At 34.6% G+C, this 25,764-nt stretch carries 22 protein-coding genes and 1 pseudogene; 9 read left to right on the forward strand and 14 right to left on the reverse strand.

Annotated elements, in window-relative coordinates; translation table 11 throughout:
• Positions 1-77: 77 nt before the first annotated feature.
• Positions 78-1,418 carry a deoxyguanosinetriphosphate triphosphohydrolase gene (locus Q0992_RS12105; RefSeq protein ID WP_299524560.1) on the reverse strand — a complete coding sequence of 447 codons (1,341 nt, stop codon included), beginning with the start codon at positions 1,416-1,418 and terminating at the stop codon, positions 78-80.
• A 227-nt stretch (positions 1,419-1,645) separates the two neighbouring features.
• Between Q0992_RS12105 and Q0992_RS12110 the strand changes: the two genes are divergently transcribed.
• Together Q0992_RS12110 and Q0992_RS12115 are read left to right on the forward strand one after the other, a co-directional pair.
• Positions 1,646-4,555, forward strand: a complete 2,910-nt coding sequence (locus Q0992_RS12110) for a TonB-dependent receptor (RefSeq protein ID WP_299524563.1) — start codon at positions 1,646-1,648, stop codon at positions 4,553-4,555.
• A gap of 33 nt (positions 4,556-4,588) precedes the next feature.
• A complete protein-coding gene (locus Q0992_RS12115) occupies positions 4,589-7,399 on the forward strand; it encodes a hypothetical protein (protein WP_299524566.1) in 2,811 nt (936 codons plus the stop codon).
• Between the two features lie 118 nt (positions 7,400-7,517).
• Here Q0992_RS12115 and Q0992_RS12120 read toward each other — a convergent pair whose 3' ends face one another.
• Positions 7,518-7,889, reverse strand: a complete 372-nt coding sequence (locus Q0992_RS12120) for a nicotinic acid mononucleotide adenyltransferase (RefSeq protein WP_299524569.1) — start codon at positions 7,887-7,889, stop codon at positions 7,518-7,520.
• Between the two features lie 284 nt (positions 7,890-8,173).
• Here Q0992_RS12120 and Q0992_RS12125 point away from each other — a divergent pair, with 284 nt between their 5' ends.
• Together Q0992_RS12125 and Q0992_RS12130 are read left to right on the forward strand one after the other, a co-directional pair.
• Complete coding sequence (locus Q0992_RS12125; protein WP_299524572.1) at positions 8,174-10,453, forward strand: inorganic phosphate transporter; 2,280 nt, start codon at positions 8,174-8,176, stop codon at positions 10,451-10,453.
• A gap of 532 nt (positions 10,454-10,985) precedes the next feature.
• Entirely contained in the window at positions 10,986-11,837 is an 852-nt protein-coding gene (locus Q0992_RS12130; RefSeq protein ID WP_299524575.1) for an OmpA family protein, read from the forward strand.
• Between the two features lie 339 nt (positions 11,838-12,176).
• On the opposite strand, the pseudogene Q0992_RS12135 reads toward Q0992_RS12130, so the two are convergent.
• Positions 12,177-12,500: pseudogene (locus tag Q0992_RS12135) on the reverse strand (ribonucleotide-diphosphate reductase subunit beta); the annotation flags it as partial.
• 683 nt (positions 12,501-13,183) lie between these two features.
• On the opposite strand from Q0992_RS12135, the gene Q0992_RS12140 reads away from it, so the two are divergent.
• A complete protein-coding gene (locus Q0992_RS12140; protein WP_299524578.1) occupies positions 13,184-13,918 on the forward strand; it encodes a LytTR family DNA-binding domain-containing protein in 735 nt (244 codons plus the stop codon).
• Positions 13,919-13,926: 8 nt separating this feature from the next.
• A complete protein-coding gene (locus tag Q0992_RS12145) occupies positions 13,927-15,852 on the forward strand; it encodes a tetratricopeptide repeat protein (RefSeq protein WP_299524581.1) in 1,926 nt (641 codons plus the stop codon).
• Positions 15,853-15,855: 3 nt separating this feature from the next.
• Here the strand turns inward: Q0992_RS12145 and Q0992_RS12150 are convergent, their stop codons facing one another.
• Positions 15,856-16,428, reverse strand: a complete 573-nt coding sequence (locus Q0992_RS12150) for a DUF3109 family protein (protein ID WP_299524591.1) — start codon at positions 16,426-16,428, stop codon at positions 15,856-15,858.
• A gap of 166 nt (positions 16,429-16,594) precedes the next feature.
• Here Q0992_RS12150 and Q0992_RS12155 point away from each other — a divergent pair, with 166 nt between their 5' ends.
• From Q0992_RS12155 to Q0992_RS12165, 3 genes are read left to right on the forward strand one after another with little or no spacing between them, the layout of a single operon-like run.
• Positions 16,595-17,176, forward strand: a complete 582-nt coding sequence (locus Q0992_RS12155; protein ID WP_299524594.1) for a MarC family protein — start codon at positions 16,595-16,597, stop codon at positions 17,174-17,176.
• An 11-nt stretch (positions 17,177-17,187) separates the two neighbouring features.
• A complete protein-coding gene (locus tag Q0992_RS12160) occupies positions 17,188-17,391 on the forward strand; it encodes a hypothetical protein (RefSeq protein WP_299524597.1) in 204 nt (67 codons plus the stop codon).
• The gene (locus tag Q0992_RS12165; RefSeq protein WP_299524600.1) at positions 17,388-17,999 is read left to right on the forward strand and encodes an FAD-dependent oxidoreductase; all 612 of its coding nucleotides are present in this window, start codon (positions 17,388-17,390) and stop codon (positions 17,997-17,999) included. Before Q0992_RS12160 ends, Q0992_RS12165 begins: the two co-directional genes overlap by 4 nt.
• Here the strand turns inward: Q0992_RS12165 and Q0992_RS12170 are convergent.
• From Q0992_RS12170 to Q0992_RS12215, 10 genes are all read right to left on the reverse strand, one after another.
• Positions 17,989-19,596 carry a S41 family peptidase gene (locus Q0992_RS12170; RefSeq protein WP_299524603.1) on the reverse strand — a complete coding sequence of 536 codons (1,608 nt, stop codon included), beginning with the start codon at positions 19,594-19,596 and terminating at the stop codon, positions 17,989-17,991. The genes Q0992_RS12165 and Q0992_RS12170 overlap by 11 nt on opposite strands.
• Entirely contained in the window at positions 19,596-20,027 is a 432-nt protein-coding gene (locus tag Q0992_RS12175) for a dCMP deaminase family protein (protein WP_299524606.1), read from the reverse strand. Before Q0992_RS12175 ends, Q0992_RS12170 begins: the two co-directional genes overlap by 1 nt.
• A 94-nt stretch (positions 20,028-20,121) precedes the next feature.
• Positions 20,122-20,718 carry a HupE/UreJ family protein gene (locus Q0992_RS12180; RefSeq protein WP_299524609.1) on the reverse strand — a complete coding sequence of 199 codons (597 nt, stop codon included), beginning with the start codon at positions 20,716-20,718 and terminating at the stop codon, positions 20,122-20,124.
• Positions 20,719-20,774: 56 nt separating this feature from the next.
• Positions 20,775-21,416, reverse strand: coding sequence for a DUF4291 domain-containing protein (locus Q0992_RS12185; RefSeq protein ID WP_299524612.1), 642 nt, complete (start codon positions 21,414-21,416; stop codon positions 20,775-20,777).
• Entirely contained in the window at positions 21,413-21,925 is a 513-nt protein-coding gene (locus Q0992_RS12190) for an O-acetyl-ADP-ribose deacetylase (protein WP_299524615.1), read from the reverse strand. The genes Q0992_RS12185 and Q0992_RS12190 overlap by 4 nt, the downstream gene beginning before the upstream one ends.
• A gap of 11 nt (positions 21,926-21,936) precedes the next feature.
• Positions 21,937-22,476: an RNA 2'-phosphotransferase gene (locus tag Q0992_RS12195; protein ID WP_299524618.1), complete on the reverse strand. Its 540-nt coding sequence runs from the start codon at positions 22,474-22,476 to the stop codon at positions 21,937-21,939.
• A gap of 14 nt (positions 22,477-22,490) precedes the next feature.
• Positions 22,491-22,958, reverse strand: coding sequence for a macro domain-containing protein (locus Q0992_RS12200; protein WP_299524621.1), 468 nt, complete (start codon positions 22,956-22,958; stop codon positions 22,491-22,493).
• Between the two features lies 1 nt (position 22,959).
• Positions 22,960-23,883, reverse strand: a complete 924-nt coding sequence (locus Q0992_RS12205; protein WP_299524624.1) for a sugar kinase — start codon at positions 23,881-23,883, stop codon at positions 22,960-22,962.
• 5 nt (positions 23,884-23,888) lie between these two features.
• Positions 23,889-24,902: an SPFH domain-containing protein gene (locus Q0992_RS12210; protein ID WP_299524627.1), complete on the reverse strand. Its 1,014-nt coding sequence runs from the start codon at positions 24,900-24,902 to the stop codon at positions 23,889-23,891.
• A 125-nt stretch (positions 24,903-25,027) separates the two neighbouring features.
• On the reverse strand, positions 25,028-25,705 hold the full coding sequence (locus Q0992_RS12215; protein ID WP_299524629.1) for an NUDIX domain-containing protein: 678 nt from the start codon (positions 25,703-25,705) through the stop codon (positions 25,028-25,030).
• Positions 25,706-25,764: the final 59 nt, after the last annotated feature.

Raw genomic sequence — 25,764 nt, forward strand, 5'->3', positions numbered from 1 at the left:
TAGGTTTTTTGGGGTTGATTATGAGATAAATAAAATAAATAAATCGGTTAAAAACAAAATTAATCGATGAAGTGCATCTATAAAATTTGACCTTTGAGCTTTTGGTGTAACAACAAAGCATTTGTGTCTGATAATTTTGAGATATAGAAACATATCGCCATAAGATTGTCATACAAAGACATGTTATTTAGATTCACAGTTTCTGGAAGAAGGTTTAACAACAATCTATCATAGTGAGTTAAATTATCAATATAATAGTTGTAAGCTAAATCCCCATGTACGTTTAGTAATTGATTTAAAATCTCGTACCCAGCAATTTCTTTGTTAATGACTTCTTTTGAGCGATAGACATTTTTTACGCTCAAATCAATGATATCCTTTATTTGTGCCTTGTATTGGCTTACATCCAAAAGGGCTGTTTCAAAATCCCCATTTAAAATAGAGGTTTCGTTAGCCATAAAGATTGAAGCAGCTTCGTCTATTAAAGTATTTATAGCTAAAGCCCTTAGATAGCTCACGCGGTCTTGGGTAGTTTTTAAGGCGTTATAGTTTGATGTAATAATTCTGCCCTTCACTAGTTTTATTAAATATTCTAGCGCATAGTCTTCTTCAATAAGCCCTAGGTTAATACCGTCTTCAAAATCGATAATAGTGTAACAAATATCATCTGCTGCTTCAACTAAATAAGCTAATGGATGTCTATTATAACTTAGATGGTCATTACTTCTTTTTATCAATCCTAACTCGTTAGCTACATCCTGAAACATAGCTTTCTCACTCTGGAAAAAACCGTATTTCTTATCTACGATATGACTTGTTGGTTGCTTAGGAAGTGATTCTTTAGGATATTTCATAAAAGCACCTAATGTAGCGTAACTTAGACGTAATCCTCCTGCTCTTCCTGGCCTACTTTCCGTCAGGATTTTAAAGCCATTGGCATTCCCTTCAAAATCACATAAATCCTGGTATTCTTCATCAGTCAGCCCTTTTTTAAACCGAGAGCCTTTTCCATTTTTAAAATAAGCTCCAATCGCTTTTTCTCCAGAATGACCAAAAGGAGGATTTCCTATATCATGAGCCAATGCAGCCGCAGCAACTATGGCACCAAAGTCGTTAATCTTGTAACCATGCACGCTCAATAGATGTGGATGCTTTTCTAAAAGTAACTTCCCCACTTGTCTCCCTAAAGACCTGCCAACGACACTTACTTCTAAGCTGTGTGTTAGTCTTGTGTGCACAAAATCAGTTTTTGATAGCGGAACGACTTGCGTTTTATCCTGCAGACTTCTAAACTCCGAAGAAAATATAATCCTATCATAATCAACCTCAAAACCAACACGAGTTTCATCCTGTTCCTTTCTAAGCCTCTTATTCGTATCCCCTAAACGCTTTAAGGATAATAGTTGTTCCCAATTCATAGAGTAACTTTTAGTAGGTGCAAGATAGATAAAATGCTACAGAGTTGATTACAAAACACATAGTTAGAAATTAGATTTTTAATGTTACCAAATTGTTTCCTTAACATCAATCTGCTTAATATTTTCCTAACGGTAAACTAACCTTTTCATTACAAATCTTTAATTTTCGTATAACCTATAACAACGGTAATCAAAGTTTCTTTGCATCATTAATAGATTCATATATAATGAAACATTTTTTAACCGTATTGACTACATTTTTTGTAGTTATTTGTTTCGCTCAAAACACGGGATCTGTTGCAGGGAAGGTAACAGATAAGGATTTCAATAACGAGCCATTACCTTTTGTAAATATTTTAATCAAAGGCACTACCAATGGTACATCCTCTGACATTGATGGTCTCTATGTAATTGATGATTTGGAACCTGGTTCGTATACCGTTGTATTTAGTTACGTGGGATATGAAACTCAAGAAATTCCAGTTACTGTAGAGTCAGGTAAAGTCACTAATATCAATGTTCCTATGAGTGCTAGTGCAGCCAGTCTTGACGAAGTGGTTATTACAACCACAACAAGAAAAGAAAGTGTTGCCGCCCTACTCCTTGACCAGAAAAAAGCGATTGAGATAAAAGAAAGTATTGGAGCTGTAGAATTAGAAAGACTAGGGGTTGGCGATGCCTCTGCAGCAACAGCTAAAATTTCAGGTGTATCTAAATCAGAGGGTTCAGGTCAGATTTACGTTAGAGGTTTGGGGGATAGATACCTAACTACAACAGTAAATGGACTTCCTATACCTTCAGACAACATCGACAAAAAGAATATAAATCTCGAGCTTTTTCCTACAAGATTTATTAGTAGTGTATCTATTAGTAAAACGTTTTCACCATACAACTCCACCGATCAAGCGTCTGGTAATATAAATATTACTTCAAAAAACATTACGTCTCGCAAAGACTTTGGTATAAGTCTGTCAAATGGTCTTAATACGAATGCTGTTTTTGTAACGGATAATTTTGTAACAACAGCTTTAAATGATGATTTGAGCTTTGGCATATTTTCCAGACCTTACGATAATAGTAATTTAGCCAATGCTTTGACAGAGCAAAGCTGGAATACTATCGGTATAAATAATCCCATTAACTATTCATTTAGCTTTAATGCTGGAGGTTTTTTAGATGAAGAAGGAAAGTTTAGACTTTCTTTTTCTGGTGGGCAAAGCGTGGATAACGAATACCGTGAAGGTGTATTCAGATTTTTCGATAGAGGAATTACCGAAAGTCTTGTAGATGAAGACGACCCAAATGGCCCCAGAGGAGCAAGAGACTTTGTGCCTGATGGTGACAACAGATATTGGCAAAGAACAGTCAACACCAATGGGCTTCTTGTTGGTCAATACAAAATAAACCAAAATAACCAACTTAAGTTCAATGCATTTGCCATAAATAAGGTACGAGAAGAAGTCTATGAAGGTGGGCGAAGTGGCGATGCTATCTTTTTTGACGAATTGACGCCAAACCGTATAGCTGGTAATCAGTTTGTGAGGGACCAAAACATTAAGAACACATTTTTATCTACCATACAATTAATCGGTGATCATAATTTGAGTGCCAAAAATAAATTAGACTGGGCTATAGGCTACAATCGCTTGGCAGCAGATGAACCCAACCGTATTAGAAATGAATTGAATTTTAGAAACGTTGATGGCGTACCTCAAGATGAAAGACCTATAGAATTTGGAAATACAGGTGGGTTTCAACAACGAAAAAGTTCTCAGGAAATATTGGACAATGAATATAATGGTAGAATAAAAGATGTCATCAGCTTAAAAATGGATGAAGATGAGAATGATATTTATAAGCTAAGTTTTGGCGGGGACGGAAGATATAAACAAAGAGATTTTGAATCACTTTTTGAAGGCTTTGAAGAAGGCGGTCCTATTGGATCATATAACCCAGCATCAATAGATAATTTAAGTGCGGATTTCACTCAGGAGAATGTAGATAATGGGAATTTGATATCACCACCTCCAGTTAATGATATGTATGATGCAGAATTAACCTCCTATGCAGGATTTGTTGATTTTGTAGGTGTTTTCGGTAAGTTGACTGCAGAGGTAGGCTTAAGGTACCAGAGCGATAGGATTTTTGTTGATTATTTTGTCAACAATGCTCCTGGAGGTCCTGATGGAGAAGCCGAGTTATCATATAATAATTTATACCCCTCATTTAATTTAAAATACGATCTCAATGATAGAATGGCATTGAGGCTTTCTGGTAGTTTAAGTCAAACACTTCCCGAGTTTAAAGAGATTGCCCCTTTTGAATATGTATCGCCAGAAGGTTTAATTGAAGCGGGTAATAGACTTGTTGAACGTTCTACCAATGCTAACATAGACTTGAAATATGAGTTCTTTCCGTCTAATGACGAGCTAATATCAGTAACCGCTTATTATAAAAACATTGATGACGCTATAAACAGATCTCTACGGACAGGTGGTGGTGATGTATTTTCTTATTACAATACTGGTGACGCTCGCATATTTGGTGCAGAATTGGAAGGGAGAGTTTATTTAATAAAAAAAGGAGATTCTCTACCAAATCTTAAACTTTCCGGAAATGTATCGTACATCAATCACAGACAGACTTTAAAAGATAGGTCTGAAGGCATAAATGAAAATGGAGCACAAAGAACCTTTCAATATGGAGGTAATGATGAAATAGGATTGGAAGGCGCATCAGACTGGACTACAAATTTAGCATTGACCCTGAATACAGGTAATGAATTTCCCTTTGAATTCACACTAGCCGGTAATTATGCGTCGGATCGTATTTACGCCATTGGTTCTCCAATCTTTCAGGGAGAAGATCCAAATAATCCAGGGAACAATCTGGAAGACTTCAATTTTAATGGAGAAATTGTCGAAAAGGGGTTTGTGGTACTAGATTTTATCGTAAACAAAGACATTAATGAGCATATAAGTTTAGGTCTCACGGGAAGAAACCTATTGAATCCGGAAATCGAACGATTTCAAAATGTAGCATCTGATTTTGGCAACTCTTCTGCGACGCAAGAGGAAACTGTGCTAGCATATAAAAGAGGAGTAAATTTTAGCTTGAATATATCCTATAAATTTTAAACAATGTTGAACATATTTTATAAATTTTATACAATGAAAACAATTAAGATCAATTTTATTTTAACGATGATTCTTTCATTAGCTATAGTATCGTGTAACAACGATGATGATGGAGGAGGAGGAACACCACCAGAGCAAGGTCTAGATGGTTTAATAACAGCGGACTTAACACTCGATCCAAGTGTTACTTACAACCTTTCTGGAGATGTAAGAGTGGCCGAAGGAGTTACTTTAACCATTCCAGCTGGAACAGAAATAGTTTCTGCAGTAGGAACTGGAAACTATTTGGCTGTTTTACAAGGGGGAATGATAGACATCCAGGGAACACCTACAAACCCAGTTGTCATGAGATCTTCTAGTGGCACCGCCGGATCATGGGGTGGACTTTTATTATGTGGTAATGCGCCAACAACTGCTGGTGAAGACGTAACAGCAGAAGTAGGTGGCCTTGTTTATGGAGGCGCAAGTGCAAGTGATGATTCTGGTAACATAAATTACTTAATCATAAGAGATGCAGGTGCACAGATTAATGCGGATTCTCAATACAATGGTTTATCGTTATATGCTGTTGGTTCTGGAACATCAATTTCTAACGTAGCTATTATAAACGGTGCTGATGACGGAGTTGAATTCTTTGGAGGTACGGTAAGTGCAAGCAACATCTATTTAGAAAACAACGAAGACGATGCTGTAGACTGGACAGAAGGATGGAATGGTACATTATCTAATACATATGTTGTTAATACTATTCAAGGATTTTCTACTGCAATAGAAGCTGACGGTACAGCAAGTAACCCAACAATCGAAAACTTTACTGCCATCTCTTCAACTGGTGGTTTAGCTGTTCAAATGAAAGCAGCTTCTACAGCTACAATCAACGGATTTACTGCCACAGGCTTTGATATTCTATTTGAATTTGCAGGAACATCTACTGCAGCAGAATTGGTCATAGACGGTGCAGCCGCAAATACTGCAGACGATGCTGTTTATGCAAGTTCACCAACTAATGCGAGTGACTTCGCATGGGCAACAGATAATATTGTTGGTAGCGCTTTACCGGCCAATATTACTTCAGATTTAACTTTAGACCCATCAATCGAGTATACAATTAGTGGTCCAGTATTAGTTAATAGTGGTGCTACATTAACTATTCCAGCAGGAACAGTTATTGTATCGGATTCTGGTACTGCAAATTATTTAGCTGTTTTACAAGGTGGTTCAATCGACATCCAAGGTACTGCAGGAAATCCAGTAGAAATGCGTTCTGTTGATGGCAACCCTTGGGGTGGTTTACTTGTATGTGGTAATGCTTCTACAACCGCTGGAACAAATGTAACTGCTGAAGTTGGTGGTCTTGTTTACGGTGGTAACAATGACACCGAGTCTTCTGGTAGCATAGATTACCTAATTTTAAGAAATACTGGAGCTCAAATTAATGCTGATTCTCAATTTAATGGATTATCACTTTATGCAGTCGGATCTGGAACTTCAATAAGTAATGTTGCTGTAATCTCTGGGGCTGACGACGGTATCGAGTTTTTTGGTGGAACTGTAAGTGTAACTAATTTCTACGCTGAAAACATCGAAGACGATGCGATAGACTGGACTGAAGGTTGGAATGGAACTATGGATACGGCTTACATTGTAAACACAATTCAAGGTTTCTCAACAGCTATTGAAGCAGATGGTACTGCCAGTAACCCAACGTTGAATAACTTAACTGCTATTTCTTCTACAGGTGGTTTAGCTATCCAAATGAAAGCAGCTTCTACCGCTACAATTAACGGTTTCTCTGCGACTGGTTTTGATCTTTTATTCGAATTTGCAGGAACATCCACGCCAGCTGAATTGGTGATTGATGGGGCCGCTGCAGATACTGCAGACGATGCTGTATACGATACTTCACCAACAAACTCAAGTAATTTTGCTTGGGCAACTGAAGGTTTAACTTCTGAGGCTTTACCAGCTAATATTACTACGGACACGACGTTGGATCCTAGTGTTGAGTACACTATTAGTGGTCCTGTTTTAGTTAACAGTGGTGCAACATTGACTATTCCTGCTGGAACCGATATCATTTCAGAATCAGGTACTGCAAATTATTTAGCTGTATTACAAGGTGGTTCAATCGATATCCAAGGTACTATGGCGAATCCTGTAGAAATGCGTTCTGTAGATGGCAACCCATGGGGAGGTCTTTTAATCTGCGGAAATTCTACAACAACAGCTGGTGAAAATGTGACAGCTGAAGTTGGTGGATTAGTTTATGGAGGAAGTAACCCTACTGAATCTTCTGGTAACATCGATTACCTCATCTTAAGAAATACTGGAGCTCAAATCAATGCCGATTCTCAGTTTAACGGATTATCCCTTTATGCTGTTGGTTCTGGTACAACAATAGACAATGTTGCAGTAATCGATGGTGCAGATGACGGTATAGAGTTCTTTGGCGGAACTGTTAGCGTTACTAATTTTTACGCTGAAAATATTGAAGACGATTCAGTAGATTGGACTGAAGGTTGGAATGGAACTTTAGCAAACTCATTTGTTAAACAGGATATTGTTGGTTTCTCAACTTCTATAGAAGCTGACGGAACTGCAAGTAATCCAACTTTAACAAACTTTACTGCTATTTCTACAGAAGGTGGTTTGGCGATTCAAATGAAGGCTGCTTCAACAGCTACGATCAACGGTCTGACGCTTACTGGGTATGCACTTCAGTTTGAGTTTGCTGGAACTTCAACTGCTGCAGAACTTGTCATCGACGGTGTTGCTGCAAACGAAGGAACAACTTACAATACATCTACAACAGTAGAAGCTGATTTCCCTTGGATAGACAATTAATATTGCACCTTTTAGTTTTTTTAATAAAAAACTAAAAGTCCTTATAATTCAAAAAACCCACTATTTCAGTATAGTGGGTTTTTTAATTTTCAATCTAAACTAAATATTTCTTTTTACATTAAAAATCAATCTTATTTGACGATGCAATGACAGCCTCGTTCTTTTTCCATTCATTAATATTGGCGATTGTATTATCCAAGTAGTCAACTTCTTTTAAGGTATCACCAATCCAGAAAAACCACTTTCCTACTTTTTTACCATTATCATATCTTGCGGAAACAAGCTTATTTCCATCTTCACAATAGCTAAACCACTGACCATGAAGCTTACCTTCTATTGTGTAAGAGCCCGTTTGGCTAATCTCACCATTGTCGTGATAGTAAACGACCTCTATTAAATTTGTATCTTTATTTAATTTAAGATTTCTTTCCTGTTGAGCGTATGTAATTCCTATACATAACAGCATCACTAAAACAATTACTTTTCTCATAATATCAAGTTCATTATTAACATTAGTGTTACAAAGTTAACACTAATTTTACTTTTAAACAACATTTACATAACATTAAATTAACATTAAATATGTAAAATTCTGATTATCAATTATTTAAAATTTATAATTAATTAACCTATGAACTAAAAGGATTGATTACCTGTAGTTGCTTGAAAAAATAAATATCCTTTTTTTTTCACATCGTTTAGAACATAACATTTTGGTAACATTACGTTCAAATTAAAACAAGTAATTTGCGTTCAATTATAGCTGTATATTTCATGGAAAACCTTTATGTCTATATGCTAGCTGCATTGGCTTTTCTGGCAATTGCAGATTTAGTAGTTGGTGTAAGTAATGATGCCGTAAACTTTCTAAATTCCGCCATAGGCTCTAAAGCTGTTTCTTTTAAAACCATAATGATTGTTGCTAGTCTTGGTGTTGCTGTCGGTGCGATGACCTCTAGCGGTATGATGGAAGTGGCTCGTAAAGGTATTTTCAATCCAGGTGAATTTATGTTCAATGAGATTATGATCATTTTTATGGCAGTGATGCTCACGGATATACTTCTTTTGGATTTTTTCAACACCTTAGGTCTTCCTACTTCTACCACTGTTTCTATTGTGTTTGAATTATTAGGCGCTTCTGTTGCCGTAGCTCTAATCAAAATTTATGGCAACCAAAACCAATCAATTATCGATTTAGGCAACTACATTAATAATGAGAAAGCTATTGAAATTATACTTGGTATACTACTATCCGTCGTAGTTGCATTTACTATTGGTGCAATCATTCAATATATATCAAGGCTTTTGTTATCCTTTAATTTTAAAGAAAAACCCATTTGGTATAGTGCTGTTTTTAGTGGTTTTGCTATAACCTCAATTATGTATTTCATTATAATTAAAGGGTTAAAAAACGCAACCTTCATGGATGAGTCCATATTAGCTTTTTTAAATGACCATCCATTATATTTTATTGAAGCAAGTTTTATCGTTTTTACTTTAATTTCATATTTGGCCGTAAGATTTTTTAATGCCAAAATTTACACAATCATAATTATCGTTGGCACCTTTGCTTTAGCTGTGGCTTTTGCTGGCAATGACTTAGTGAACTTTATAGGTGTACCTATTGCAGCTTATAACTCTTATGAAGCTTGGTCTGTTAGTGGCGCTGACCCATCTAATTATGTAATGACTGCCTTAGGAGAACCTGTACAAACAGAACCCTATTTACTTTTAGTTGCAGGTTTAATCATGGTATTAACGCTATGGTTCTCAAGTAAAGCAAAAGCCGTTGTTAAAACTTCTGTGGATTTATCGCGACAAGATGAGGGTGCAGAACGTTTTGAACCTAATTTCTTATCTAGAAATATTGTACGGATGACTATTGGAATTAATGAGAGGGTAAACAGCATTCTTCCAATTTCCTTCAAGGAATGGTCTAAAAAACAATTTCAAGAGCCCAATGTGATTATTAAAGGTAACGATAAGCCAGCATTCGATTTGGTGAGAGCGGCTGTAAATTTAATGGTAGCGAGTGTTCTAATCTCTATTGCCACTTCAATGAAGTTACCCTTATCAACAACTTATGTCACTTTTATGGTGGCCATGGGTACATCTTTGGCCGATAGGGCCTGGGGTAGTGAAAGTGCTGTTTACAGAGTCGCTGGTGTACTTAATGTTATTGGAGGTTGGTTTTTTACAGCATTTAGCGCATTTACTGCGGCAGCTATTATGGCTTATATCTTGTATTATGGTAAAGGTTATGCTTTGATAGGGCTTGTAGTCTTGGCCATTACCTTACTAATTAGGAGCTACTTATCTCATCGTAAAAGCTCAAAAATTATGAAAGCAGAAGACCATCTTGAACGCGCTGAGAGCAGTTCTACCCAAGGTGTCATTCACGAAAGTGCTTCTAATATTGCAAATGTTGTAAAACGAGGCAACAGAATTTACACATCAGCCATAAATGGCTTGGCAGTACAAGACCTGAAACGCCTAAGGAAGAACAGACAGCAGATTGATAAGCTCTCTGATGAAATTTACGATCTAAAGGATAACATCTTTTACTTTATTCGTAATCTCGAAGAGCCAAGTGTTGCTGCGAGTAATTTCTACATCAATATCTTGGGGCACTTACAAGACATGACACAATCCCTAGAGTATATCTCTAAGGCGAGTCATAAACACATAAATAACAACCATAAAAAACTAACGTTTAGCCAGGTTAGAGAGCTTAAGGACTTGGACGCCAATATCGAAAAACTATTCGAAACTACGCAAACCGCATTTGAGACACGGTCTTTTGAAATGATTGGCGCCGTCATTAAACAGAAAATCAATATTTTTGACTTGGTTAAGGAAAAAATTCAAAGACAGGTAGAGCGCACAAGAAGTGAAGAATCTAGCCCAAAAAACACAACACTTTATTTTAGTTTATTGCTTGAAACAAAGGATCTTTTAACTGCTATGATGAACCTATTAGAGGAATACTACCATTCCCATGACAGTTCGATAGTACCTGCCCAACCTACATTAATTGATGACCCTGTAGATTAAGACAATGGATAAGTACCCTAAATCCGAGTATTAGGATAAAATACTAGCATCTCATGTTTACTTTTTATGTGTGCCAAGCTTCTTTGAGAGATTGTAATCCGATAAATAAAAGGTGCAAAACCAATGATAAAGCTGCCTAAGTTTTAAATCTGCTTTTTGAGAAAGGTAAGATCAAAACTATCTACACCTGCATTCTGGCAGATAAGGATTATATGACTTAAGTAGTTAAGAAGTCTGACTTATTCCAAAGCTTCTATTAAACATTCTCGCCAATATGCTCCGTGTTTTATTGCCTGCCAAGAGAAGAAGGATATCACTCATAGCTTTCAACTAGAAAAGAAAAACATCAATCGATTCCAAAAGCCATAAAATATTCGTAAATCCGTTATCTATAGCTAATTTCCTGAAAAGATGAAGCTAATAAAATTTTATTTGATAGCTAAAATTACACAAAATCATGTATTACGACATCCAAAAAACGTATTTGGTCGTATATGTAATCGTATTGAATAAACTAACCTAAAATTTAAACATGAAAAAAATTTCAATCCTACTAGTTGCAACTATCGTATTAAGTTCATGCGTTTCAAAAAAGAAATACATGGCCCTAGAACAAGAAAATGGTGAGATCAAAAGTCAACTGACCAAAACTCAAGTTGAAAAGGAAGATTTGGAAAACAAATTTGCCGTAATTCAAGAGCGTGTTGATCGCTATAATAAAAAAATCAACACATTGAATGAGGATGTTGAAGGTCTTAAAATAGAAAACGACATTAAATTAGATGTTAATGCAGATGGCACAGTAATGTCTAATGAAAGTAAGCGTAAGATGCTAGCGACTTTAGAGAATGTAGATGCTGCAAAACTAGCTGAGGCTAAGACTTTAAAAGATTCGATGAACTTAGCGGTTCAGTACAATCTTGAAAAAAGTTTAGACACTACAGAATTAAATGAAGATGAAGACATCGCTGTTAACATTAATGAGACCGTTGTGATGATTTCGATTTCTGATAAAATGCTTTTTAATTCTGGCAGCTATAGAGTTAGCAGTAAAGCAAACACTATTCTTCAGAAACTAGCAGATGTCATTAATTCTGAAGAAAGTATTGATGTTATGGTCGAAGGCCACACGGACTCTAGAAGTATCAATACCGAAAAGATTAAAGACAACTGGGATTTGAGTGTATTAAGAGCGACGTCTGTTGTAAGAAAGTTGCAGCATAAATACAACGTAAATCCAGAAAAACTTATAGCATCTGGTCGAAGTAGTTATCAACCTTTAGTTGAAAACAATACTAGAGAGAACCGTTCTAAAAACAGAAGAACACGCATTATTTTGATGCCAAACATAGATAAGTTCTTTGCTTTAATGGAGGCAAATTAATTGATCCATTATTTTATAGAGGTGAAAAAAAGCACTCTCCCGTATAGCTCGGCATTGAGTGCTTTTTATTTTTAAATATATTTTTTAACCAAAGTATTAAGCTACCTTTTATTCTGGCAGTTTTCCGATTTGACCGAGTTCAGACTCGGATTCTTTTTTACTTTCAAACTTTCTAACATCCACAACGTAAGTTTTTGATATAGAGTTGTACCAACCTTTACCACCTTCTCCAAGAAAAGAAAATTGTTCAAAAGGAATAAACCTACATAATGTCCGTATAAAATATCACTAAGGTATTGGAACTGGGATACCCTCAATAACATTTTGCTTTAACAGCAAGAAAGCGATTAAGTGCTCAGAAGAGCTTGGGGGTTCAATCTTCTTTAGCGCCCAATCGCTTTTTATCGCTGGAAAATTTTCAAATGGTCTTAAAAAGCATATGCTTTTTAGTTCCGTCCATTACATAAGTATCGATTAATTAATGAGTAGGTTTTGCTATGGATATTCTCAATCATAATTTGGAATGCTTGGTTCGCGATTCCATCACTTGCGGCAAAAAAGGTTAAAATATGTTGTATAAAATAAGGTTCTTTATCATTTAATTTTATTGCCTAATCGATTTAAATCCTCGTGACATTCAATCTTTTCCGCAGTCCAAAAACTGTTTCTAGTTCCTTGCGATATGTTTTTACTACTTTTTGAGGGTTTAATTTGTTTTAATTTAGGCAGGGCAAAGATTTAAAAATGTCCAAGAAAATGAAAGTCAATCCTATAAACATTTTCAACAAGTTTTTAACAAACTCTTGAATTGTCCAGAACACCTAGGGAAAGCAAAATTTAGGTTTAGTTATTTGATATTCAGTTATTTAAAAATTCTTAAATATCTCGTATTTCTTGTGAGTTTTATCGTATTAAATCTAAGGCTAGGAGGCGTATTTATTGAAGTCTTACATTTTTTTTAACAAAAAAAAGAGTGCTATTTAAGCATTCTTTTTTTTCTAATAACTAACTAATGAAAAAGCAATCCTTAAAATTGCTTGCAATAAAATTAAAATAAAAGTCAAGATTTGAAAAATCCTGACTTTTAATCGATTAATAGCGTTTAACTGTCTTAAGAATAAACCCTCATCTACTCTTAATTGGTCAGTCTTATTACTCAAATATCAAAATAAATCTACTTACAACTCTACACTATTGTATAATTGGTAAAAAAAAGTGTATAGATGGATGGGCTTAAATTTGAAATATTAAATTTTAACACATTATACACAAAACACTGCACGATATACATAAACACACTAAGGAAACCCTTTATATGTATATCTTTATGGTGTAGAAATTTAATTATGTTAAAAGCTGTAATTGTTGATGACGAACCAAAAGCTATTCAAAGCTTAATTTGGGAACTAGGTAACTTCAAGGAGGAAATTGAAATTATGCAATCCTTTACAAATCCTGAAGAAGCTTTGAAATACTTAACCTTAAATACCCCTGACTGTCTGTTTTTAGATATACAAATGCCGACCATAGGAGGGTTTCAATTTTTAGAGCAATTAGATGAGATTAATTTTGCAGTAGTTATCACAACGGCATACGATGAGTATGCCATAGAAGCGTTGAAACATGACGCTATAGATTACTTATTAAAGCCTATAGACTCTGATGACTTAAGGGATACGCTTAGTAAAATAAAAAAGCATAGTAATCGCCAATTCAGCATTTCTAAACTAGAAAACATGTTGTTGAATTTTAATTCGAAATTCGACAGAAAACGTATTACAATTAATACGGATGGAAAACTTCTATTTTTAGATGTTGATGATATTATCTACGTAGCTTCAGACGGCAACTACAGTACGCTATTCCTTAAGGATGAAAAGAAAATAGTTGTGACAAAAAAAATAAAAGAGGTCGATGCCATTTTACCAGAGCATCATTTTTTCAGGATACACAACTCTTATATCATTAACCTCGGTAAAATAAAAGCTTTTATAAAAAATGAAGGTTATGTCATTATGGACAGTAATCATAAAATTCCCGTGGCAAGACAACGTAAATCCGATTTTCTCGAAAAGCTATAGTCTTAAAGTTGAGTCTTAAAATATCATATCGCTATTTTGTTATTCTACTGGTATTTCTAGTAAATCAAATAAGCAATACCCAGAATTTAGAGTTAAACAATGCCATAGATTATTTAAATAAAAACAAACCTTCTACCTACTCTGGCATTGACTCTTTACTAAAACCTTTTCAAAGGGATAGCTTAAAAATGAAGCTGTTTTTAGAAGCTTCAAAGTTAAATTCCTATGATGAAGGTACTAGCTATGCTCTAAATGCCATAGGTGTTATTAACAGAAATTTATCTAACTACAATAAATCCATAGCACTTCATGAAGAAGCAAAGTCTTATGCCGATAAGGCCAATAGTAACGAACTAAGAATTGTTAGTTTAAATATGATAGGAGTAGCGTATCGAAGAATGGATGTTATTAAATCTGCCTTGGATTACCATACCCAAGCCTTAAAAATAGCTTATGAGGTTAATAATCCTTCCCCAACGGTAAGCTACAATATTGCCGTTTCCCAAAATAGCATTGGAAATATTTATTTGGCACTCAAACAATATGACATCGCTATAATTCAGTTTAAAAAATCATTAAAGATTGAGGAAAAAGCTAATAATAAATTGGGCTTAGCCATTAACTATCACAACATAGGTTATGCCGAAGAAGGAAAAGGCAACCTAGATGTGGCCTTGGCGAATTATGAGAAGTCCTTGTCTTATAATGAAAGCATAAATTCTGATATCGGAAGAATGATATGTTTTAATAGTATTGGTGGTATTTACTTAAAAAAAGAAGATTATAACAAAGCTGAACCTATTATTAGAGATGCTCTTAAAAAAGCATTAGCCTTAAAAGATCAATTTTACATTGCATCATCATACATTAGCCTCGGACAGCTTGAAATTGAATTAAATCAAATCCTAGAAGCTGAAGATCACCTCAAAAAGGGGCTTGAGGTGTCAAAAACTTACAAACTTAAATCTTCTGAGGCCGCTTCGAGTAGCTTACTTTCAGAAATCTATCAGAAAAAAGGAAATTATAAGGCTGCTTTAGATTACTACCAAGACGCTGTTGATATTGAAAACACCATATTAACCGAACAAAATCTACAATATGTCAATGATATTGTTATTCAGTATGAAAACGAAAACAAAAACAATCAAATAAAAGCCTTAGCTTCAGAAAATGAAAAAGTACGGCAACGCTTAGAACGAAATAAAAGCATCTTTTGGTATTCTATACTAGCGTTAGGTTTAATTTTAACAACTATGCTTATAATTAATAGAACCCGAACCCTAAAACAAGACAAGCAAATTTTGACATTAGAACAAGATATGCTGCGCAGTCAGATGAATCCGCATTTTATTTTCAACTCATTGAACTCTATTAAGCTTTATATCATAAATAACGAAAAGGAAAATGCGGTGTATTATCTCAATAAGTTTTCAAAACTTATCCGTAAAATCCTCATTGCCTCTAAAGAGAAAGAAACCTCACTTCAGGATGAATTAGAAACCATGCAGCTCTACATGAACATAGAAAACATAAGATTTGATAACGAAATAGATTTTAAAATCAATGTTGACGATTCTATAAATACTGGAGTCACTAAAGTGCCATCCTTAATACTTCAGCCATTTTTAGAAAATGCACTTTGGCATGGTTTATTTTCTAAAACCGATGACAAAAAAATTGACCTTAATGTTTCTAAAAACACATCCGATTATATTACTGTCGAAATTATTGATAATGGCATAGGCAGAATTGCATCGAAAAAAATTAGAGACAATAAAAAATTGAAACGTAAATCTGTGGGTATCGACATCACTAAGGCACGTTTGGCAAACTTCTCTAAGGCTTTTGATAACTCTTACACACTTAATATTGATGATCTATACGAAGGCAACACTCCTACTGGAACGCGCGTTACACTCAATATTCCTGTTTAGTATTTAGCTTTCGAGTTTATGTTCTGCCACCTTTTCTAACTCTGCATACCAATCTTCACCAAACTTTCTTATAAGGGCTTCTTTCACAAATTTATAAATAGGCACTTGCAATTCTTTCCCAAGAGTACAAGCAGAATCACAAATATCCCATTTCTCATAGTTGACCCCAGAAAATTCTGAATAGTCCTTAACACGTATGGGATATAGATGACACGACAGTGGTTTTTTCCACTCAATTTCCCCTTGGTTATATGCTTCTTCAATACCGCAAAGCGCTGTGTTTTTTTCATCAAAAATAACGTAGGCACATTCTGCCCCATTGATTAGTGGAGTCTCAAGATCTCCAAACACTGTTTTCACTGAAGTACCTTCGGCTTCAATGACTTCAATACCCTCTTTTCTTAGTAAAGGTTTTACTTTTGGGTAGATATCATCAAGAATTTTTATTTCATCCTTGTCTAGCGGCGCGCCTGCGTCTCCATCCACACAGCAAGCTCCCTTACAAGCAGACAGATTACAGACAAAATCCTTCTCTATAATATCCTCTGAAACTATGGTTTTTCCTAGTTGAAACATGCGACAAAAATAGTTAAACTTTACTGTAATTTAATATTGTAAATCGGTAATTAAATCGCACCTTTGCGGCGAATTTTAAACCCGTAATGGGCATTTGGCAAATTTAACTGAAAAACCTTAGTTAAGCACACTGATTTTAGAATGTAATGATTTAAGCCATAGGACAATGCAACTCAATTTTAAAGAAATATTTACCGCGTTTATGGTATTGTTTGCCGTTATAGATATCATTGGCAACATACCTATTATTATAGATTTACGAAAAAAAGCTGGGCATATTCAGAGTGAGAAAGCCTCCTTAATTGCCGGAATCATTATGATTGCATTTTTGTTTGTTGGGAAGAGTATGCTCTCTTTGATTGGCATTGATGTGAATTCGTTTGCAGTTGCTGGTGCATTTGTATTGTTCTTTATTGCACTCGAAATGATTCTTGGAATTACCCTTTATAAAGACAATGGAGATGAAGCCATAACAGCCTCTGTCTTTCCTTTGGCATTTCCACTAATTGCCGGACCAGGTAGTTTAACAACCCTATTATCATTGCGTGCAGAGTTTAGAATAGAAAATATTATTGTGGCCGTTATTTGCAATGTCATTTTCATTTACATCGTACTTAAAACATCAGCAAGAATAGAACGCGCTATAGGAAAAAACGGAATTAACATTATAAGAAAAGTTTTTGGCGTAATTTTGCTTGCTATAGCCGTAAAATTATTTGCTCATAATATTAAGGCTCTATTTGTTTAAAAACTTGCAAGATGAAGATATTTACAATAATTCTAAGTGTTATTGCTGTCGGACTCATTATTTTTAATGCTACAAAATTGAATTTCGATGCTTTATTTGAAGGAGAAAGCTATACAGCAATTCTCACTATTATAGCGGCGTTATGCGCTATTATTTTGCTTCAAATCCTCAGGATATCTAAAAAAATAGAAACCCTTAGTAAGAAACGCAAATGAAATTTGACGCTTTGATTATTGGTGGTGGAGCCGCTGGTTTGTCCTGTGCTTTGATCCTAGGTTCCGCAAAAGACAAAGCTTTTGCTAAAGACAAAAAGATTGGTATCGTAACACACCAAAAGACATCGCACTTACAGAGTGCCTTGTTTAATAATGTTCTTGGTCTACAACCAGGCACTTTAGGAAAAGATATTTTGGAGAGTGGAAAACAGCAACTTAACAATTTGTATCCTCATGTGGTTCAAATTGAAAAAGAAAAAGTTAAATCCATAGAAAGACAATCTAAGGGTTTTAAAGTAGTCTCTAACAGAAACGAATACTTTTCTAACATAGTCGTTATCGCAGTGGGTTACACCAGTCTTATGACCATTAAAGGATTAGAGCCTTTTATCGAGCCTCACCCAAGAGCTGTAATTGAAAAAGGTAGAATCTGGTTGAAAAACACAGACCATTTAATAGAAAACAACCTTTATGTGGCTGGCACTTTAGCAGGTTGGCGAAGTCAGTTTTCAATAGCTAGTGGCAGTGGGTCTCATGTGGCGACCGATATACTAACACTTTGGAACGGAGGAAAACATACCAAAGTACACGATAAAGTTACTGTTTAAAGTTAGGGTATTCTGTACTTAGAAGTATGACTTCTTGTACCATAACGTCTTCCTTATTGAGAATTTCCTCAAAAGCGTTATCATCAAACAACTGTCTTGCTAAAGTTGCTTTTATCAATAGTCTAATTTCATCATTATAGGCCACAAAAGTAATATTAGTGTCTTCGCGTCGATTAACATAATCCTCAAAGCGCACTACAATATCATCACTGACCTCAAAATTGTTGATAAAATCGTATTTGGTAACATGCTTGTAAGCATTTCTGTCCCTATCTAACTCTTCAAAAACAAAATAACCAAAATGTCCTCTTCGTCTTAGGTAGTTTATGGTTTCGTTATTGAAAGATTGGTCCACAGGCACAAAAATATCTGGAATAATACCACCGCCACCATAAACCACTTTTCCTTTAGGAGTCGTAAATTTTAAGGAATCGTCGACCTTTATGTTATCTACATCTGCCAATTCACCTGTTCTTAGACGTTTGAAATAATCACTGTAATAAGAACGATTATCTCCATTGGTGTAGGGTCTTTGAATAGACCTTCCCGTCGGAGTGTAATATCTCGACACTGTTAGACGCACAGCACTACCATCTCCTAAAGCCATTTCTCGTTGTACCAGTCCCTTACCATACGACCGACGACCAACAATGATGCCCTTATCGTTATCTTGTAGCGCTCCTGCTATAACCTCACTGGCCGAAGCGGAATTTTCATTGATTAAGATATAAATCTCGCCTTCTTCAAAGTCACCTCGCCTTGTAGCATAAGTATGCTCTTCCCTTCCTTTTTTGTCTCTTGTAAATAAAATGAGTTTGTTATTCTCTAAGAATTCATCGGCTATTTGCTCAGCAATACCCAAGAATCCGCCTGGATTATCTCGCAAATCTAAAGCTAGTTTCGTTGCCCCTTGTTCTTGTAGTTCTTTTAGAGCAGATTTAAATTCCTTAAAACTGGACTCTGCAAAACGATTCATTTTTATATATCCCAATTCATCTGTCAACATATAAGCCGCATCAACGCTTTTTATTGGTATATCTTTTCGCTTTATGTCAAACTCGAGTATTTTATCTTCACTTTTTCTGTAAACAGTAACCTTAACCTTTGTGTTTTTATCTCCTTTCAGTCTTTTTGTAATATAATCATTAGTCACTTCGGGACCATAAATCTTTTCTCCATCTGCTGTTAGAATACGATCCCCACCAATAATACCTGCACGTTCACTTGGCCCACCTTCTGTGGGTTTTATCACAGCTATGGTATCCTTGTATGGATAATAATTAATACCTATACCCACAAAATCACCTTTCATATTTTCTGTAATACGCTCTAAATCTTCCTTTGGAATGTATGTGGAATGAGGGTCGAGATTGTCTAAAATACCATTTACCGTAACATTAACGATACTATCGGTATTCACCTCATCAACATACTCATAATCAATGTAATCTATTAAACGATTAAGTTTATCTTTCTTACTGTTGGTAGTAAATAAGCGGTCTGATGTATCCGTAAAATTGAGTTTCCCCCCAATAACAACTCCTGTTGCTATAGCGACACCTATAATTAGCGGTATGTATTTATTTTTTGTAGCCATTAGGCTTCTAAATCTTCAATATGTCTTAATTCTATTCCAGCTTTTTTTAAAAAATCAAGCCCAGAATTGTCTTTATATGCTTGCGAATAGACAACTCTAATAATTCCTGCCTGATGTATCAACTTACTACATTCCTTACACGGAGACAAGGTAATGTACAGCGTCGCACCTTTGCAAGATTGTGTTGAAGCCGCCACTTTTAAAATGGCGTTGGCTTCGGCATGCAGCACATACCATTTGGTATAACCCTCCTCATCTTCACAACAATTCTCAAATCCGGTAGGCGTCCCATTATAACCATCTGATATAATCATGCGGTCTTTAACAATGATGGCTCCCACTTGCTTACGCTTGCAATGCGATAGTTTTCCCCATTCGTGTGCAATACGCAGATAAGCTTTATCATACCGTAACTGTTTACTCTCTGACATTCATCTTATTTATTGCACAAACGTACGATGTTATTAACGAATATAAAAGGATAGAATTGTAATAGCAATGTATTGGTCGTTAAAGTTTTATCAATTAAGAGGCGTTTAACAAATCGCTGCCAGTAATCATTGGAATGACCAAGCCAATAACAATGGCCGAAAGTACCATCATCCAATCGCGACGCGAAAATCTAAAAATGGTCTGAAATAAAAACCCCAAAAACAATACTACAAAAACGATAATAACTTGAGCAATCTCGATACCTAAGGCAAATTCTATAAGCAGTTCTACTTTGTTTTCAGACTGTCCGGCAAACATCTTAAATTCCCTCGCAAAACCTAAGCCGTGTATAAGTCCAAAAAATAAAGTTGTGAAGAATAGCAAGCCTATCTTATTACCTGAATCTTTTTTGCCTGCCGTAAAAACGTTATATATTGCTGCTATTAAAATGGTCACTGGAATTAAAAATTCCACCAATTTACCATTTACAGATACAATATCATAAGCCGCTAAAACCAAGGAAAGTGTATGCCCTAAAGTAAACATGGAAACCAGTAAAAGCACACGTTTCCAATCTTTAAACACATAGGGTACCGCTAATACCATTAAAAAAAGTACATGGTCGTAGCCATTTGGGTCAAGTACATGATTAATGCCATACTGTACATTAAACCAGAAATTATCTAACATAATTAATTCGTTTGGGATGGCATCAAAGTTACGATTTAAATATCAGAAGATATAATTTAGATTACTGTCAACTTTAAACGATTTATAGTATCCTCATTTTTTGGCATATAAGATTTTTCTTCTGGAATGATTAGGCTTTCTAATTGATTGTTAAGAACATGTTGATGCTGTTCCTTTACAAATTTAGATATATCTTCAATCTCTAAAATATCATCCTTTGCATACTTCTCAATATCTTCATTTCTTATTCCAAGCTGAATCGCTCTTCGTTCTAATTTAGCTCTGTATGGGTCGTGGTCTGGATCCCATTGCAATCTAATATTCGAGTTTTTTACGGCATCTTGCCAATTCTCTCTATCATTATAAATATCAGCTTGATAACTTGAATAAACGGCATCATTCAGATAACGTTCGAACACTTCACGTTTAAGATGAATAGCTAACACCACCTCTTGTCCCTCTTTAGTCCCCCAGCCATTACGGTACATCATCCATAAGAAATTAGGCTTAATCCAAGTCATTCGGTTTAAGCTAAAAGCACCACCAAAAAACTGGTTTTTAGCTGCAAAGTTTCCAATTTCAGGTCTATAGGATTGATATACTATGATTTTATTTTCATCATACTGTGCAATAATATGATACCCTTTTTGAGGCCACTCTCTTAATTGTTCTATATATGGTTTTATTTTTATTTTCATTGTTTTAAAAGTTTCAGATACAACTCAAAGTTTTGTTTGTCGAAACAAACAAAAGTAATTTCTTTAACTACTTTTTGAGTATGAAATCTATTAATCTCATGTATTGCTATTTGAGCAGCTAATTCTTTTGGGAACTTGTAAATACCTGTACTTATATTCGGGAAAGCGATACTACTAACCTCATTTTCTATTGCTAGTTTCATTGAGTTCTTATAGCAGTTACCTAAAAGTTTTTCTTTTTCTTTCCCTCCTTGATTCCATACAGGACCAACTGTATGAATAACATATTTAGCATCAAGTTTTCCAGCAGTTGTGATGACTGCTTCTCCAACATTACACTTCCCTTGCCTATTTCTTATTTCCTGACAAGCTTTTAAAATTTCTAAGCCCCCTTTCTTATGAATTGCACCATCAACTCCAGAACCTCCAAGTAATGAAGAATTAGCTGCGTTAACAATTGCATCAACTTTCATAGTTGTAATATCAGATTGGATAACATTTACTTTCATTATAGAGACTATTAATTAAAATCAATAAATTCAGTTGGAACTCTTTCCGTTAACCAAACTCCATTTTCTGATTTAAAAAATTGATGACCATTGTTACACATCTCCAAAGCCCTCACAGTTAATATTATTGGTTTCCCTCTACGTAAACTAACTTTTATAGCCGTATCTTTATCTTTGCTTAAATGAACATGCTGACGACTCATTTTCTTCAATCCTTGCAGTTTTATATCATCCATATACTTTATTACCGTACCATGATATAAATATAGTGGTGGTGATATAAGTTCTAATTTTAAATCAACTGTTTTCAAAGAATGTCCTTGACTCGCCCTAATTTTAGTTTTGAATTCATCAAATACAAAACGTTTCTTATCATTTGTAGCCACAACTTCTTCTAACTCCTCTCTAGAAAACTTAAGTTTTGTATTGGATAAAATATCTGACACAAAAGCCCAACCGTTTTCATCTAATTTTAAATTAATAGTTTCTGGTTTATGCCTTAAAATTAAACTCAAAAACTTACTTACTTTATTTTTTTGTTGTTCTGTCATTACAAAATTTTTGATTATCCAAAATCATAAACATAAACATCGGATTTAGTTAAAGTTTCATTTATTATAGGTTCTATTTCTTCCCATTTTCCTCCTGCTAATCCGCAACCAATTCTCGGCATGTGTACTGAAGCCTTTAGAGCTTTTGCTTGTTCATTAACTACTTTCATGCCCTCTACAACAGCTTCATAACGAATTGGTGGATTACCATTTTCATCTTTTCTTATCTTATGTTGTCCTATTAAATTGGCTACCCATAAATCATCTTCTACCTTTACAAATTGTACTTGCCCCAACTCAAAGTTATTTTTTGATTTGTGCCATTCACGAAATGCTTTTTCTGGCAATGCCCATCTCTTTGAAATTGCAACTACAAACCCTTTACCCCAGCCACCAATATCGTTACAGATATGCACTATTATTTTATTTCCTTTTACTTGTGGAGTTGTTGCATCTCCTTTTAAATATGTTATTACTTTCATTTTATATTATCAAGTTTGCTTTTTCATCCGCTATACCAATTTCAACATGGCTTCCTGAATTGAAATTCAAAAAATCAGATTCGATACCATCACTAAAAATAACGCCTTTAGTTGGCATATTGGATTCAATTTTTAATGTTTGCTTTTTAGTTATTATTCCAAAACCAATATTTGTTTGGGTAACCTTACTTAAGAAAGGTTCTCTAACCACAAATACTAATTTATTATCACCCCAATCCATTTGGGCTTGATTTTCTCTTTCACTTACTATACTATGTCCAATTATATTATTCTTCATATTAAATATTGAACTCAACCAACCTGTAGAGCCTGCACCAGTAGAAACAATAATTCCACTAGATGATTGCCTTTCCTTTTTTCCTTTAAACTCAATATCGTATCTAGATGATACATGAGAATCTGCTCCTATATAAAAATCATTAAAAGCTAACAAAGTCTGACCATCATTTAATACTGCTTTTGCCATAGTCACTTGTTTAGTTGAATATTCACCTTTTAGAACATTTTTTATGACTGCACCTAAATCATCTGGAGTATGTTTCAATAAGACACCATCATAGCGTTCAGAATCAGGATTCACACCTATTATCGGCAAACCATTTACATATTTAGCTGTATTAGCCACTAAACCATCTTGACCTATAACCAGAACCAAATCTTGTTCAGTAAAAATATAAGTAGGCAAAAACGAGCGGTCAATAACTTTATATTTCAAGCGTTTTGAAATGGTCTTTTGAATTTTATTCAGAGATTGATAGAAGGTATCATTTTCTATCTCATAATATTCAAAATCCCCTTCAGACCGCTCAATATAAAACTTGGCTTGAGCTTTTGAGTTAAACCTTTCAATCAGTTGCTCAAGCCTAGTCTTATCTCTTATTATGATTACTTGTTCAAAGCTCATCTTTCTTAAGATTTACTATTTACAATAGCACCTAATAACTCTGGAGAGATATTAAGATTTCCTATTTTATCAGCATTCTCAGCCAGCTCTCTAAAAGCTAAAGCTATATTATTACTTGGGTCATTTCCATTATTACTGATAGCCATTAGCGTCTTCCAATCTAGTTCTTTATAAGGTTTTAATCTAGCATTAAGAACATACTCATTCATATCTGCTTCTTTCTTCTCATTTGTCACTTGAACATCGATTAACTCTTTTTTCTGTTCTTCTAAAGTAATGTTAGAGGTCATTTCCATTTCTTTAAGTTTCTGCTCATTTTGCTGTTTTACAACATCTGTTTCCATTTTCTTTTCAACAATCTGCTTTTGTTTCTCTTCAACAGCAATTTCAGTATTTAATTCACTCTCTTTAATCATACGCTCTTGCTCTACAGCAAAGTTTCTACGCTCGTAGATAGCTTGATCAGCTTCCTTTTGTAAAGACTCTCTCATTTGAGCTTCTAAAGCACGAGCCATTTCTGGGTTAGGAGTGACACCGAGAACATTAACACTTAATATTTCTAATCCAAGCATTTGGACTGTTTTTGATTTTTGAATACTCTCAAATATTTCAGATTCTATGTCTTCAAGCTTTCTTAATGCTTCTTTCAAACTTAAACGTTGTATAATAGATGCACTAGCTGTTTGAGCCTCATTAATGATACGTTGCTGAATTTTTTCGTGGTCATTCTTCAAATACTGTTTTTTCTTATTTACAGTAAAATCTAACGTTTCTGCTAGTTGTTTTGGATTTTGAATCTTATATGTAACCTGCCCTTGTAAAGTAACTTCTTGATAGTCCTTTGTAGTTTCATTGAATACAAATTGAAAATCATTACTCTGTACAGGAATAGAAACAATTGATGAGTTTGGAGAAAAATAGAAAAATGATAAACCTCTTCCTTCTTTCTTTATTTTCCCTCCTTGGTAATGAATCACATAGTTCATTGAGTCGAATTTGATATAATTTATTCCTAACATAACTTTGGGTTTTAAATTATTAATTTGCGTAATTATAACACAAATATAAATTGAGAAAATGAATTCACAAAACTTAATTTGTGTTTTTTTTACACAAATTAAATAATATCTTGTTTTTCAGTATTTTAAATTTCGAAAATAATACCTTCTTTTTTTAGCTGAAAGTAGCGTTTTTGATTAAATTGGAATAGATTAGCTGGTCTTCCTGAACCTTTTGATACTTTTTCGTCTAGCTCATCTAGCACATTGAGACTTATAATTTTCTTTCTAAAATTACGTCGGTCTATGGGTCTTCCTAAAAGTGTTGTGTAGAGTTTTTCTAAATCTGAAAATGGGAATTTCTTATCAAGCAATTCAAAACCTATAGGCTCATATGTGATTTTATCCTTTAATCTCTTTATTGCCATATTTAAAATTTCCTCATGGTCGAATGAAAGTTCAGGTAATTCATTAATATTAAACCATTGAACTTCTTCAGCATCAGTAGATGCGAAGATTTTAAAAGTGTTAGGTCTTACTAATCCAAAATAAGCCACAGATACCACTCTTCCCCTTGGATCTCTTGATGGTTTCCCAAATGTATATAACTGTTCCAGATAATTAATCTTTATACCTGTTTCCTCTTGCAATTCCCTTTCAACAGCTTGCTCTAAGGATTCATCATTTAAAACAAATCCTCCAGGGATAGCCCATTTACCTTTATAGGGATCATACTTACGTCTAATTAATAATACCGATATTTCACCATCTTCATAACCAAATACAACAGCATCTACTGACAGTTTAATTGACTGTTTATTCATATGCGTAGTTTATACACAAAAATAAGTTTTTTATTTATGAAATTTAAAAATGTAAGCTA

This window comes from Winogradskyella sp. (assembly GCF_028289625.1).
GTDB lineage: Bacteria > Bacteroidota > Bacteroidia > Flavobacteriales > Flavobacteriaceae > Winogradskyella.